Origin of the sequence: Streptomyces sp. URMC 123, from assembly GCF_051386515.1 — a bacterium.
Lineage (GTDB): Bacteria > Actinomycetota > Actinomycetes > Streptomycetales > Streptomycetaceae > Streptomyces.
Genome location: NZ_JBPQTV010000173.1, coordinates 1 through 13,092, shown reverse-complemented (window position 1 = coordinate 13,092; position 13,092 = coordinate 1). Strand labels below are relative to the sequence as shown.

Annotated in this window: 13 protein-coding genes and 1 pseudogene; 3 read left to right on the top strand and 11 right to left on the bottom strand. The window is 73.0% G+C overall.

Going from position 1 to position 13,092, the window contains the following annotated elements:
* From ACSNOD_RS19795 to ACSNOD_RS19770, 6 genes and pseudogenes are all read right to left on the bottom strand, one after another.
* A pseudogene (locus tag ACSNOD_RS19795) lies at positions 1-570 on the bottom strand (nicotinate-nucleotide--dimethylbenzimidazole phosphoribosyltransferase); the annotation flags it as partial.
* Between the two features lie 261 nt (positions 571-831).
* Complete coding sequence (gene cbiE / locus ACSNOD_RS19790; RefSeq protein ID WP_436768316.1) at positions 832-2,079, bottom strand: precorrin-6y C5,15-methyltransferase (decarboxylating) subunit CbiE; 1,248 nt, start codon at positions 2,077-2,079, stop codon at positions 832-834.
* Positions 2,080-2,188: 109 nt separating this feature from the next.
* Positions 2,189-2,824, bottom strand: a complete 636-nt coding sequence (locus ACSNOD_RS19785) for a GNAT family N-acetyltransferase (RefSeq protein ID WP_436768315.1) — start codon at positions 2,822-2,824, stop codon at positions 2,189-2,191.
* 168 nt (positions 2,825-2,992) lie between these two features.
* A complete protein-coding gene (locus ACSNOD_RS19780; RefSeq protein WP_436768314.1) occupies positions 2,993-3,853 on the bottom strand; it encodes a MetQ/NlpA family ABC transporter substrate-binding protein in 861 nt (286 codons plus the stop codon).
* 134 nt (positions 3,854-3,987) lie between these two features.
* A complete protein-coding gene (locus ACSNOD_RS19775; protein WP_436768313.1) occupies positions 3,988-4,707 on the bottom strand; it encodes a methionine ABC transporter permease in 720 nt (239 codons plus the stop codon).
* Positions 4,704-5,807: a methionine ABC transporter ATP-binding protein gene (locus tag ACSNOD_RS19770; RefSeq protein ID WP_436768312.1), complete on the bottom strand. Its 1,104-nt coding sequence runs from the start codon at positions 5,805-5,807 to the stop codon at positions 4,704-4,706. Before ACSNOD_RS19770 ends, ACSNOD_RS19775 begins: the two co-directional genes overlap by 4 nt.
* Before the next feature lie 514 nt (positions 5,808-6,321).
* Here ACSNOD_RS19770 and ACSNOD_RS19765 point away from each other — a divergent pair.
* Positions 6,322-6,693, top strand: coding sequence for a hypothetical protein (locus ACSNOD_RS19765; protein ID WP_436768311.1), 372 nt, complete (start codon positions 6,322-6,324; stop codon positions 6,691-6,693).
* Complete coding sequence (locus ACSNOD_RS19760; RefSeq protein WP_436768310.1) at positions 6,686-7,156, top strand: hypothetical protein; 471 nt, start codon at positions 6,686-6,688, stop codon at positions 7,154-7,156. Before ACSNOD_RS19765 ends, ACSNOD_RS19760 begins: the two co-directional genes overlap by 8 nt.
* 61 nt (positions 7,157-7,217) lie before the next feature.
* Here ACSNOD_RS19760 and ACSNOD_RS19755 read toward each other — a convergent pair whose 3' ends face one another.
* The 3 genes from ACSNOD_RS19755 to ACSNOD_RS19745 form a co-directional block, all read right to left on the bottom strand.
* On the bottom strand, positions 7,218-7,727 hold the full coding sequence (locus ACSNOD_RS19755) for a GNAT family N-acetyltransferase (protein ID WP_436768309.1): 510 nt from the start codon (positions 7,725-7,727) through the stop codon (positions 7,218-7,220).
* A 123-nt stretch (positions 7,728-7,850) separates the two neighbouring features.
* On the bottom strand, positions 7,851-8,396 hold the full coding sequence (locus ACSNOD_RS19750; protein WP_436768308.1) for a sigma-70 family RNA polymerase sigma factor: 546 nt from the start codon (positions 8,394-8,396) through the stop codon (positions 7,851-7,853).
* A gap of 91 nt (positions 8,397-8,487) precedes the next feature.
* The gene (locus tag ACSNOD_RS19745) at positions 8,488-9,645 is read right to left on the bottom strand and encodes a glycerophosphodiester phosphodiesterase (protein WP_436768307.1); all 1,158 of its coding nucleotides are present in this window, start codon (positions 9,643-9,645) and stop codon (positions 8,488-8,490) included.
* 352 nt (positions 9,646-9,997) lie between these two features.
* Between ACSNOD_RS19745 and ACSNOD_RS19740 the strand changes: the two genes are divergently transcribed.
* Complete coding sequence (locus ACSNOD_RS19740; protein ID WP_436768306.1) at positions 9,998-10,669, top strand: lysophospholipid acyltransferase family protein; 672 nt, start codon at positions 9,998-10,000, stop codon at positions 10,667-10,669.
* A gap of 143 nt (positions 10,670-10,812) precedes the next feature.
* Here ACSNOD_RS19740 and ACSNOD_RS19735 read toward each other — a convergent pair whose 3' ends face one another.
* Positions 10,813-12,372 carry an MFS transporter gene (locus tag ACSNOD_RS19735; RefSeq protein WP_436768305.1) on the bottom strand — a complete coding sequence of 520 codons (1,560 nt, stop codon included), beginning with the start codon at positions 12,370-12,372 and terminating at the stop codon, positions 10,813-10,815.
* Positions 12,369-12,920, bottom strand: coding sequence for a TetR/AcrR family transcriptional regulator (locus ACSNOD_RS19730; RefSeq protein ID WP_436768304.1), 552 nt, complete (start codon positions 12,918-12,920; stop codon positions 12,369-12,371). The genes ACSNOD_RS19735 and ACSNOD_RS19730 overlap by 4 nt, the downstream gene beginning before the upstream one ends.
* Positions 12,921-13,092 lie beyond the last annotated feature (172 nt).

Here is a 13,092-nt window from a genome sequence, read left to right as displayed (position 1 = left end):
CCCCCAGGCCGCCGCCGACCTCGCCGCCGCCGCGGAGCAGGGCGCGCCCGGGGCGGTGGGTTCGGCGGCCCGCGGCTCGGCGGGGTACGGCTCACCGGCGTGCGCCGGCCCGTCGTGCACCGGCTGCTGATGCGGTGCCACCGGCTCCGCGACCGCGGCGGGCGCCGGGGACGCCGTCGGCGCCGGGTGCTCCGCGGGCAGGGGCTGCGGGGCGTGCGCGGGCTGCGGCGCCGGAGCGCCGGCGGGGGCGCCCTGCGCGAGCGCCGGGTCCTGGGCCGGCGGGACCGGCGGGACGGGCGGCTGCGCCGACGGGGGCACCGCCACCGCCGGCGCGACCACCGGCGGGTGCTCGCCCCACGCGCCCTGCGGGCTCGGCATCAACAGCAGGTCGTCCTCCTCGACCAGGGCCTCGGCCGGGTCGTGGAAGGCGTACGCGTCGGGGGCCGGAAGGCCCGGCTGTTCTCCGTGGCCGGCGCCGGCGGGGGCCGAGGGGGCCGCGTACGGCCGTTCCTGCTGTCCGCCTGCGTTCTCCGGCTGTCCCTCGCCCGGGACCTGGCCGGTGTCGGTCATGCGTACCCCTCGCCCATTGATCAGTGCTCCTTCGTACCGCTCGTCCGGCGCTCGGGGCCGCGGCGCCGCGGCCGCCCCCAGGGAAGAACGAGCGGGCGCGCCGCGCGGCACGTCGCGCCTCCCCCGCCAGGTCGTACCCCACGCTCGTAAGAGGGGCGGGTACCCGGGTCCTTGGCGAACGGCGCGCCGAACGCCGTACGGCTGTACAACGATCCGCCAGCCTACCTCCCACCAGGGCCCGTACCGGCCGGGGGGCGAATGTCAGGAAGCGGCGCGCGGGCGGTGACCGCAGAGCAGAAAGACGACGCTGCGCCGGCGTTCCGTCCAGGCGGCGGTGTCCAGGTCGACGGTCTGGACCAGGGCGCACTCGACGCCGTAGCCGCCGTCGGACAGCGCCCGGCCGATGGCCTCGGCGTCGTCGCGGGTGGTCGCGTGGGTCACGATCCGCTCGGGCCTGCGGGCGGCGACGGCGGTGGCGACGGCCGCTCCCCCGCCGCCGATCCGGACCACGTCGGGCTCGGGCAGGTTCTCCAGGATCTGGGGCGCGGTGCCGTGCACGACCTGGAGTTGGACGGCGAAGCGGCGGGCGGCGTCGGCGGTGCGGGCGCAGGCGGCGGGGTCGCGGTCGACGGCGATGACGGCGGCTCCGAAGCGCGCCACGTCGACGGCGGCGGCGCCGCTGCCCGAGCCGATGTCCCAGACGAGGTCGCCGACGCGGGGGCCGAGGCGGGCGAGTTGGCCGGCCCGCAGGGAGGCGGACTCGCCCTCGCCGACCGACTCGCCGCCGTACGCGTGGGCGGGCAGGGCCCAGCCCCGGGCGCCGGGCTGGGCGGCGGGGTCGCGGCCGAGAATCCAGCCGCCGGCGGCGGGTCCGCGCTCGCCGGGGCGCGGGGCGGCGGGGCTGCTGAGGCCCCCGATGACGATGACGACGTTGGGGTCGCGCCAGGTGTGGTCGGCGACCTTGTCGGAGGTCAGCACGGTCACCCGCTCCCGGGAGGTGCCGAGGGCCTCGCAGATCACGAAGGTGCGGTGCACCTCGTCGAGGAGCAGGGCGAGTTCGGCGGGGCCGGCGCCGGGCGAGGTGAGCACGGCGACCTTGGGGTGGGCCCGGCAGACGTTCACGGCGCGGCGCAGGTCGCGGCTGTGGGCGACGACGACCTGGGCGTCGTCCCAGGGCATGCCGGCGCGGGCGAAGGCGGCGGCCACCGAGGAGACGGCGGGCACGACCTCGACCTCCAGGCCGTGTTCGGGGGCGCGGAGGTTTCTGACGACGCCGAAGAAGCCGGGGTCGCCGTCGGCGAGGACCACGGCGGAGCCGCGGTGCCCGGCGATCCTGCGGGCGGCGAGGTCCACGCTGCCGAGCCTGATCCGCTCGGCGCCGGGCGGGACTTCGGGCAGGGCGAGGTGGTGCGCGGCGCCGGCCACGAGGGTGGCCGCGCCGAGGGCGGAGCGGGCCGCCGCGGTCAGCGGCGAGCCGTCCCACCCGATCACCGTCACCCGGTCGGCCATCGTCGTCAGTCTCCTGGGAAAGTCGCGAGTGAACGTCGTGCGGTGGAGTGGGGCGCGGTCGGAGCAGGCAGAGACTACCCCGCCTGGTCCGGACCATGGCGGCCGAGGGTCAGCCCCAGTCGGCGACGGCGTACTCGCCCGCGCCCGCCAGGTGCTCGACCATGCCGTCCAGGTCCTCGGGCAGCAGGCTCCAGACGATCAGGTCGGTACGGGTGTCGACCCAGTCGTCGGTCTCGCCCTGCGCGCGCACTATCCAGGCGTTGCGCAGGACGCCCTCGCTGATGCAGCCGATCTTCTGGGCGACCTGCTGGGAGGCGGTGTTGCCGGCCGCGGTGCGCAGCTCCAGCCGCTCGAAGCGCTGGTCCTGGAAGAGCCACTGGGCGACGGCGAGGACGGATTCGGTGGCGTACCCCTCGCCGCGGGCCCAGGGGGCGGTGACGTAGGAGACCTCGGTGGCGCGGGTGCGCCAGTCGGTGCCGCGGAGGTGGACGATGCCGACGAGGCGCTGGGTGAGGAACTCGGTGACGGCGAAGACGATGCCGCGGCCCTCCGCGCGCTCCGCAGGAGCGATCCTGCGGACCCACGCCTCGGCGTCGGCCGCGGTGTACGGGTGGGGCACGGAGGTCCAGGCGACGATCAGCTCGTCGTTCATCATGTCGACGAGCGCGGGCACGTCCGCTTCCTCGAACGGGCGCAGCACCAGCCGGTCCGTGCTGATGGTGATGTCCGGGAAGGTGGGTGTCATGCGCCGCTCCGTAACCAGAGGCTGTGTGGCCGTGTGGGTCCCGATGATGTCCGGGCTCCGCCAGCATGCAGCATCGGGCCCGGAAGTGCAGCGAAGGGGCCGGGCTCGGCCCGGTACGGGGTCGGCGGTGCCGGCTCCGGCCCGCGGCCGGGCCTCGGGGGGCGGGGCTCAGCCCTGGGCCGGGCCGAAGGCCGGGATGACCGCCCCGTTGCTGAACTTCTGCTGGATGAAGTTCTTCACCTCGTCGGAGTTGAGCAGCTTGGCCAGCTTCTGGACGCGCGGGTCGCTCTCGTTGCCGCGCTTCACGGCGAGGAAGTTGGCGTAGGGGTTGCCCTCGGCCTTCTCCAGGGCGAGGGAGTCCTTGGCGGGGTTGAGCTTGGCGCCGATGGCGAAGTTGCCGTTGATGACGGCGGCGTCGACGTCGGCGAGCCGGGCCGGGATCTGGGCGGCCTCGATCTCGACGATCTCGATGCCCTTGCGGTCCTTGATGTCGGACAGCTTCGCCCCGGCGCCGACGCCCTCCTTGAGCTCGATCACGCCGTTGTCGGCCAGCAGCTTGAGCGCGCGGCCCTCGTTGGTGGCGTCGTTGGGCACCACGATCCGGTTGCCGGAGGTGAGGTCGCCGACCTTCTCGACCTTCTTGGAGTAGAGGCCGAGCGGCTCGATCTCGACGTTGACGACGGGCACGATGTCCGTCTTGTTCTTCTTGTTGAAGTCGTCGAGATAGGGCTTGTGCTGGAAGAAGTTCGCGCCGACCTCGCCGTTCTGGGTGGCGGTGTTGGGCAGGACGTAGTCGTTGAACTCCTTCACCACCAGGTCCAGCCCGGCGTCCTTGGCGAGCTTGTCGCGGACGAAGTTCAGGATGTCGGCGTGCGGGGTGGGACTGGCGGCGACGACGAGGGTCCCGTTCGGGTCCCCCTTCCTGGCGCTGGAGGCGTCGACGTCGGAGGGGGCGCTGCACGCGGTGGCGGAGAGGGTGAGGGCCACGGCGGCCGCGGCGAATGCGGTGATCTTGATGGTGTCGCGCACGAAGAGTGCCTCTTTCTTGATCTCACGAGATAAGTGCCCGGCAAAGGGTCCGGGCTCGTGGGGTTGCTCAGGAGAACGGGGCCGCGGGGGCCCGCCGCCCCCGGGCCGGCCGGGGGCGTCTCAGGAGGTCTTGATCAGGACGCGGTGGTCCGGGCCGCCCACAGGGCGCGCAGTCCGACGGGGGCGGCGGAGCGCCCGCTGCGCTGCGCCAGCCTGCGCACCACGCGGTCGCCGGCGAACTGCACGGCCATCACGATCACGATCAGCAGCACGATGGTGATGTTCATCAGGCCGTGCTCGGAGCGCATGTAGCCGTAGGTGATGGCGAGGTTGCCGAGGCCGCCGCCGCCGACGGCGCCGGCCATCGCCGAGTAGCTGATGAGGGTGATGACCGTGGTGGTGAGGCCCGCGACGAGCGAGGGCAGGGCCTGCGGCAGCAGCACCTTGAGGATGATCGTCCAGTTGCCGCCGCCCATGGCCTGCGCGGCCTCGACCAGCCCGTGGTCGACCTCGCGGAGCGCGGTCTCCACCAGTCGGGCGAAGAACGGGACGGCGCCGATGGACAGCGCCACCACCGCCGCGCTGGGGCCGATGGAGTCGCCCATGACGAACCGGGTGAAGGGGATCAGCCAGACGATCAGGATGATGAAGGGGATCGAGCGGCCGATGTTCACCACCCCGCCGAGCACCTTGTTCACCGCGACGCTCTGGAGCAGCCCGCCCCGGCCGGTGATGACCAGCAGGACACCCAGCGGGAGTCCGCCGAGGACGGTGTAGAGGGAGGACCACCACACCATGAAGAGGGTGTCCAGACACGCCTTGTACAGCTCCGGCTGCATCTCGGACCAGGTCACTTGGCACCTTCCTTCAGGAGCTCGTCGGCGGGTGCCGGGATCGCCGTACCGGTGACGGCGGCCGTGCCGGCCGCGTCGCCCGAGCCGGCCGCGTCGGTCACATCGGCCACATCGACCTGCAGCCCCTGCTCGCGCAGGAACCCGATGGGCACGACGTTCTCCTCGAACCGGCCGGGCAGCTCGATGCGCATCCGGCCGACCTGCTTGCCGCCGATGGTGTCCATCGCGGCGCCGAGGATCGAGATGTCGATGTTGTACGTGCGCGAGAGCTGGGAGATCACCGGCTGGGTCGCGGCCTCGCCGCGGAAGGTGACGTCCACCACCGTGCGGTCCGGGGCCGAGGGCTCGCCGCCCACCGGGAACAGCTCCTGGGCGAGCTCGGAGCCCGGCGTGGCCAGCAGCTCGGAGACGGTGCCGGACTCGACGACCCGGCCGCCCTTCATCAGCGCCGCGGAGTCGCAGATGGTCTTGACGACGTCCATCTCGTGCGTGATCAGCAGCACGGTCAGCCCGAGCTGCCGGTTGAGGTCGCGCAGCAGCTGGAGGATCGAGCGGGTCGTCTCGGGGTCGAGCGCGGAGGTCGCCTCGTCCGAGAGGAGCACCTTGGGGTCGCCGGCCAGGGCGCGGGCGATGCCGACACGCTGCTTCTGGCCGCCGGAGAGCTGGCCGGGGTAGGCCTTGGCCTTGTCGGCGAGGCCGACCAGGTCGAGCAGCTCCAGGGCCTTGCGGGAGCGCTCCTTGCCGGAGACGCCGAGGATCTCCAGGGGCAGCTCGACATTGCCCTGCACGGTCCGCGCGGACAGCAGGTTGAAGTGCTGGAAGACCATGCCGATCCGGCTGCGGGCCCGGCGCAGCTCGCGGCCGGCGCGCTGGCCCCGGCCGGCCAGGGCGGTGAGGTCCTGGCCGTCGACGGTCACCGTTCCGGAGCTGGGGCGCTCCAGCAGGTTGACGCAGCGGATGAGGGTGGACTTGCCGGCGCCGCTCTGGCCGACGACGCCGTACACCTCGCCCTCACGGACGTGCAGGTCGACGCCGTGCAGGGCGGTGACCTCGCGGCCTCGTGAGCGGTAGACCTTGGTCAGGCCCGTAGTGGTGATCACAGGGATTCCGTCACTGTCGAGTGCGCGGCGATTCGGCCACCGCGCACGGGGCAAACACTTGCGGAGCGCGACATGGGGGAGGTCCGGCGGGCGCGGAGGGCGCGGCGGGGAACTTCCGGTGACGCGGGGCGGGCTCGTTGTCGTACGCGGTACGGACACGGCGTCGCGGGGTCTCGCTTCGGGGCGCGAGGCTCAGGCGGGGGCCCTCAGCGGTCACACATTCGACACATGCGGCGAGCACCGGGCGTCATCATCGCCTCGGTCGCAGGGGTGCGGCTGCTCGTCGTGGTCATGCGGGCAAGTAAACCAGACAGGTGTCCGGACCGATCAACCCTGTCCGAATGACGGACAGGACCGATCACCACGCGGACATGCCGCTCGGCCCCGCACACCGGCGTACGGGGCGCGGCGGGGCCGGGGGCCGGCGGGGGGAGGCGGCGGATTAGAGTCGTGCCATGCTCGTCCGCTTCCCCGTCCGCCCCGGCGAGCGCCGGGGCGCCGCCCGGAGGTCCCGGTGACCGACGCCCTGACCGCCGCGGTCGGCGTGGCCGCGCTGGTCCTCGCCGCCTGGTGCGGCCATGCCTTCTTCCGCGACCAGCCGACCAAGGACTGGCACTTCATCGGCATGGCCGTGGTCACCCTGCTGGTCCTGGTCCAGCTCGTCATCGGCTTCGTGCTGCTCGGCCGGGGCGAGGAGCCGCGCGACGGCACGGCGATATTCGTCGCGTATCTGTTCGGTGCGGCCGCCGCCGTGCCGGCGGCCGGTTTCCTGTCGCTGTCGGAGCGCACCCGGTGGGGGTCCGCGACGGTGGCGGCCGGCGCGGTGGTCCTGGCCGTGCTCGAAGTGCGGTTGTTCGACATCTGGGGAGGCGGCAGCGGTGGCTGAACCCACGGCGTCCGGCGCGGGCGCCGGCACACCGACCGACGCGGCGTCCGGCACCTCGCGGGGCGCGGCCGGGCTCGGCAGCGGGCCCGGACGGCTGCTGGTGCTGCTGTACGGCGTCTTCACCGTCGGGGCGGCGTCCCGCTCCCTCGTACAGATGATCATGAAGTTCGACCGCGCGCCGCTCGCGTACGTGCTGTCGGCGGTGGCCGCGCTGGTGTACGCGTTCATCCTGTTCTCGCTCCTCAGGGGCGGGGAGCGGGCGCGCCGGCTGGCGATGGGCTGCTGCGTGGCCGAGCTGGTCGGCGTGCTGACGGTCGGCACGTGGACGCTGGTGGAGCCCTCGGCGTTCCCGGACGCGACGGTGTGGTCGGACTACGGGATGGGGTATCTCTTCCTGCCGCTGGCCCTGCCGGTGTCGGGCCTGATCTGGCTCAAGCGGGCGCGGCCGGCCCCAGGAGCCTGACACAGCCCCACGAGCCCGACGAAAGAGCGCACCCGGCCCCCGTGGGGGCCGGGTGGACGCGTCACGCGCTGGCCGCGTACGACGGCTGGGTGTCCGCCGCCTCCTTCTCCAGCGTGATCACGCTGAGCCGCCGGGACACCTCTTCCGTGCCCACCGGCGCGTAGCCGAGCCGGCGGTAGAGCCGCAGGCCGCCCTCGCTGCGGTGCCCGGTCAGCAGCCGGTACCGCTTGGCGGCGAGCTCCTCCGCCAGCTCCTTCTCGATCGCGTTGATCAGCCGCCCGCCGAGCCCGTGCCCGCGCAGCCGCGGGTGGACCATCAGCTTCCCGATGCTGGCGGTGCCGTGCTCGTCGACCGTGGCGCGGACCGAACCGACGACCTCCGCACCGAGCCGGGCCACCAGGACGCGGCCCTGGCTCAGCTCGGCACGGAGGTCGTCGAGGGATTGGGTGAGCGGTTCGATGGTGTAGTCGCCGTAGAGCTCCGCCTCGCTCTGGTAGCAGAGGTACTGGAGCTTCAGAATCTGCTCGGCGTCCTGATCGGTCGCCGCAGAGATGGTCACGCTCATGCCCATGTGCGCATGCCTCCCCTTGTTCGGTCCGCCCGGGCGGGACGAGGGTGTGTGCGGTGCCCGGGGCGGTGCTGCCCTGACCGGAGCCGCCGTGGGGTCGCACGCCCGCTCCGTGGCGTCGGTCGGCTACCGCTCCTTTCCCCAAAGTTCGGAAGCCGCAATCTCCGCCGTCAGCATTCTGCGCAAACATCCAAGGCAGCGGGAGCGTACGGGCCCCAGACTCCCTTGTGAGATTCCCAACTCGGCTGCGATCTCACGGTAGGTCGGATCGGACCGGGAGAGCAGCGCGCCCAGCAGCCGGGGGCAGCGCCCGGGGAGCCTGCGGACGGCCTCGCGCAGCAGCCGGCACTTCTCCGCGTCGAGCACCTGGCGCTCCACGCTGGACTCCGCCCCGCCGCCCGGCCGCTCGCCCGCGCGCCGCTCCAGCGCCGCCGGGCCGCAGCTCACCTCGCGCCGGGCGCGGCGGCGGGCGCTGCGCGCCTCTCTGCGCACGGCGGTGCGCAGCCAGGCGGTGGGCTCGCTGGGCGGGCCGGCCGCCCGGGTGCGTTCCAGCAGCCGCAGCCAGACGCCCTGTTCGAGGTCGGCGGGTTCGACGCCGATGCCGTGGGCCTCGGCCGCGGCCTCGGCGGCGAGCAGGGGGCGCAACTCGGTGAGGAGATCACTCGGTGTCATGTCGGCCGGGGGTCACCCGTCCGTGTAACGCGGGCCGGACGGCGCCGCGCGGTGGGCCGGGCCGTGCCGCCGGCCCGGCCCCGGAGCCGGATCAGCCCTTGCGGAAGGCCTCGCGGGCCAGCAGCGCGGTGTCCGGGTTGTCGCTGAAGATGCCGTCGATGCCCAGCTCGAAGAAGCGCTTGAGCAGGCCGAAGGAGTCGCCGTACGCGGCCGGGTCGGTGCCGCGCCGGAAGTCCTTGGGCAGGAACTGGTTCTCGTTGCGGTGCGTGTACGGGTGGAGGATCAGCCCCGCCTTGTGGGCGTCGCGCACCAGGCTGGTGGGCTCGCCGAGGTTGTCGTTGGCGTCCCGCGGGATGACGGTGTTGACCCAGGGGCCGATGCCCTGGGCGAACCGCGCGATCCAGGCCAGGCCCTCGGGCTTGATCAGGTCGGCGGTCGTGCGCGGGTCGTTGGCCTCGACGAAGTCCCAGGGGCGGACGTTGAGGTCGTCCAGCAGCACGACCTTGGGGCACTCCACGCCGAGCCGGTTGAGCCGCTGGAGGCTGCTGGGCTCGAAGGACTGGAGGAAGGTCGCGGACTGCCGGCCGTGCCGACCGTAGGCGCGCAGCAGCTTGGCCAGCCGCTCCTCCAGGCCGAGGCCGAGCTTGCGGAAGTAGGTGGGGTGCTTGGTCTCGATGTGCAGCCAGACCCGGCGGCCGCGCTCACGGCCCCGCTGGTCGGCCCACTTCAGGACCTCCTCCAGGGTGGGGACGTCCCAGAGGCCGTCGTAGACGGTGTTGCGCTGGCGGACGTCCGGGATGCGCTCCTTGGCGCGCAGCCGCTTGAGCTCCGCGAGGGTGAAGTCCTCGGTGAACCAGCCGGTGTGGGACTCGCCGTCGACGACCTTCGTCGCCTTGCGGTCCGCGAACTCCGGGCGGGAGGCGACATCGGTGGTGCCGGTGATGTCGTTCTCGTGCCGGCAGACGAGGTGGCCGTCCTTGGTGGGCACGACGTCCTGCTCGATGACGTCGGCGCCCATGTCCAGGGCGAGCTGGTAGGAGCCGAGGGTGTGCTCGGGGCGGTAGCCGCAGGCCCCGCGGTGCCCGACGACCGTGGGCACCGGCAGGCCGTACCGGTCCGTCGGGGCGGGGGCCCCGGCGGTCTCCGTGGCCCCGGCGGCACCCGCGCCGCCGAGGACGACGGCACCGGCGCCGACCGCCGCTGCCGCCCCCAAGAGGGCGCGCCGACCCGGCCGCTGCTCCTGCTGCATGAACACTCCTCGCGATGACGTACGTGACGTCCGGGACTTCCGTCTTGTCCGGGACGTACGGGGTCGTCCGTGTGCTTCCGGAACTCTGCCGGCACCTGACGAACCCTCGAATGGTTGGCCGATATTAGACCCTCCAGGCCCTCATGGACATGACGGGACGCCGAACGCGGGCGGAACGCGCGTCAACAGCCCGTATCCACCCGGTGAACCCGACGTGCGCGAGGAGGTGACCCACGAGTATCGTCCCCGTCTGCACACACGTGCGGCGAACACGGCGCGCGACGGGGTACGCGGTTCCTACCCGGACGCGCAGCGCGTCCGGAGCCACCACGACCGATCGACGGAGGGCCCGTTGTCCCGCATCCTGCTGAAGGCGTTCCTCGGACTGCTCATGCGCGTGCTGTACCGCCCACGGGTGGAGGGCGCGCGGCACATCGCCGCGGAGGGGCCGGTGATCCTCGCCGGCAACCACCTCACCTTCATCGACTCGCTCTTCCTGGGCCTGGTGGTGAAGCGGTACGTGTACTTCATCGGCAAGGACGAGTACGTCAAGGGCAAGGGCGTGAAGGGTCGCCTGATGGGGTGGTTCTTCAGCAACTCCGGGATGATCCCGGTGGATCGCGACGGCGGACACGGCGGTGTGGCGGCGCTGATGACGGGCCGCCGGGTGCTGGAGGAGGGCAAGGTCTTCGGCATCTACCCCGAGGGCACGCGCTCCCCCGACGGCCGTCTCTACCGCGGCCGCACGGGCATCGCCCGGCTGGCGCTGATGACCGGGGCGCCGGTCGTGCCGTTCGCGATGATCGGCACCGAGAAGGTGCAGCCGACCGGCCGGGGCGTGCCGCGCATCAGCCGCCGGGTGACGGTCCGCTTCGGCGAGCCGCTGGACTTCTCCCGCTACGAGGGCATGGACCGGGACCGATATGTCCTGCGGGCCGTGACCGACGAGGTCATGAGCGAGGTCATGCGGCTGTCCGGCCAGGAGTACGTCGACATGTACGCCACGAAGGCCCGGGCGGCCTGACGCCCTTCGCGTCCCGCGCCGCACCTTGGCCGAAAATCGCCGAGGCCACCAACGCCACACCGGCCCGCGAAGGGGCGAAAGCTCCTTCGCGGGCCGGCGTCATGGCGGGCCGGGGCGGCGGCGCGGGCCGGCGCCCCGGGTGCTCAGTGCGGCGTGGACTCGCCGTCCAGCCGCTGGCCCCGCAGCAGGAACCACGCGGCGACCGCGGTCGCCAGGAGCACCGCCGCGCCCACGCCGCAGGCGATGCGCAGGCCGTCGACGAACGCGAGCTGCGCGCTCGACAGCAGCGCGGCCCCCGTGTCGCCCGGCAGCGTCGCCGCCGCCTCCACCGCGCCGCCCAGCGACTCGCGGGCCGCGTCCGCCGCCGGACCGGGCACCCCGTCCGGCGTGGCGAAGCCCCGGTAGACGCCGATCACGATGGAGCCGAGCAGCCCGATGCCGAGCGCCGCGCCCAGCTCGTAGGCGGTCTCCGAGACCGCCGAGGCCGCGCCGGCCTGCTCCTTGGGCACGCTGGAGAGGATCACGTCGGCCGTGACCGTGAAGGACAGGCCGGCGCCGATGCCGACGGTCAGCAGCACCGCGCCGAGCACGGGGTAGGCCGTGTTCGCGTGAAAGCCGATGAGCACCGCCAGCGCGAGCCCGATGGCCGCGAGACCGCCCGCGACCACCGCCCGTACCGAGTAGCGGCGGGCCGCGATGCCGGCGAGCAGGCCGGCGACCACCGCGCCGACCGCGGCCGGCAGCTCGGCGATGCCCGCCTCCAGCGGCGTCCGCCCCTGCACCAGCTGGAAGAACTGGGACAGGAAGAAGACCAGTCCGGAGAGCCCGAGGACGGTGAGCAGGTCGGCCATGACCGCGGCCGAGAAGCCCCGGTGCCGGAAGAGCCTCATGTCGAGCAGCGGCGCGGGCAGCGTGAGCTGGCGCCGCACGAACAGCACGAGCGCCGCCGCGCCGGCGATGCCGATGAGCACGCTGTCCCAGCCGAGGCCGTGGGCGGCGAGCTCCTTGACGAAATAGACCACGCCGATCATGCCGACCAGGGAGAGCCCGACGCTGGTCAGGTCCCAGGGGCCGGGGTCGGGGTTCTTCGACTCGGGCAGCAGCTTGATGCCGACGAGGACCAGCACCACCATCACCGGCAGGTTGATCAGGAAGACCGAGCCCCACCAGAAGTGCTCCAGCAGGAAACCGCCGACCACCGGCCCCACGGCCGCGCCGGCCGAGGCCATGGCGCCCCAGATGCCGACCGCGAAGCTGCGCTCGCGCGGGTCGGGGAAGATGTTGCGGATCAGCGCGAGGGTGGACGGCATCAGCGTGGCGCCGGCGACGCCGAGCAGCGCCCGGGCGGCGATCATCGTCTCGGGGGTGCCCGCGTAGGCGGCCAGGACCGAGACGGCGCCGAACGCGACGGCGCCGGTCAGCAGCAGCTTCTTGCGGCCGATCCGGTCGCCGAGGCTGCCCATGGAGACCAGCAGGCCCGCGATGACGAACGAGTAGACGTCACCGATCCACAGCAGCTGGGTGCCGGAGGGGCGCAGGTCCTCGCTGAGGAACGGGGTGGCCAGGCCCAGGACGGTCGCGTCGACCGCGACCAGCAGCACGGCCAGGGCGAGGACGGCGAGGGCAAGCCAGCGGCCCGGCCGGCCCTGGTGCTCCGCGCCTCCGGTCCGCTCGGCGGCGAGCTGTGCGGTGTCGCGGTTCACTTCTCCACGCTCCGTTTCATTCCGGCGAGCAGCAATTCGGCGACCATGCGGCCGGAGTCGCGCTGGGCGACCCGGCCGTCCTGCACGGCCCAGGCGGAGGCGGCGATCAGCGCGTAGAGCGCCTCGCACAGCCAGCCGGGGGTGAGGTCGATGCGGAACAGCCCCTGGTCCTGGCCGCGGCGGAAGAGGGCGATCACGCGTTCGTCGACGCGCGCCCACGCCTCGTCCATCTCGGTGGCCTCGTAGAGCTGGTTCTCGCCGTAGAGGAAGGCGAGGAAGCCGGCGGCCGGCATGGCCTCGTCGACGAGCCGGCGCACGGCGGCGACGGGGTCGCCCTCCTCGATGCGGGCCGCGTCCAGGCACTCCTCGATCTGCTGGATGCCGAGCACGCCGAGCGCGCGCACCAGGGCGTCGCGCCCGGCGAAGTGCCGGTGCAGGGTGGCGCGACTGATCCCCGCGGCCTTCGCGATCTCGTCCATGGAGGCGGTGGCCTTGCGGGTGAGAAGGGCGGCTGCCCGGCTCAGTACGTACTGTCGATCCACGGTCATGAGACGAGCGTAAACCAAATGAGACATGAATGTCTCATAGAAAACATCACTGTTTCACGACGGGAATCACTGGGCAGACGAGCACGGGCAGACGAGCACGGCCAGCCGGTCGCGGAGAGACCCGGAAACGGAAACGGCGGCGGCCCGGGGTGACATGCCCCTGTCTCTTATA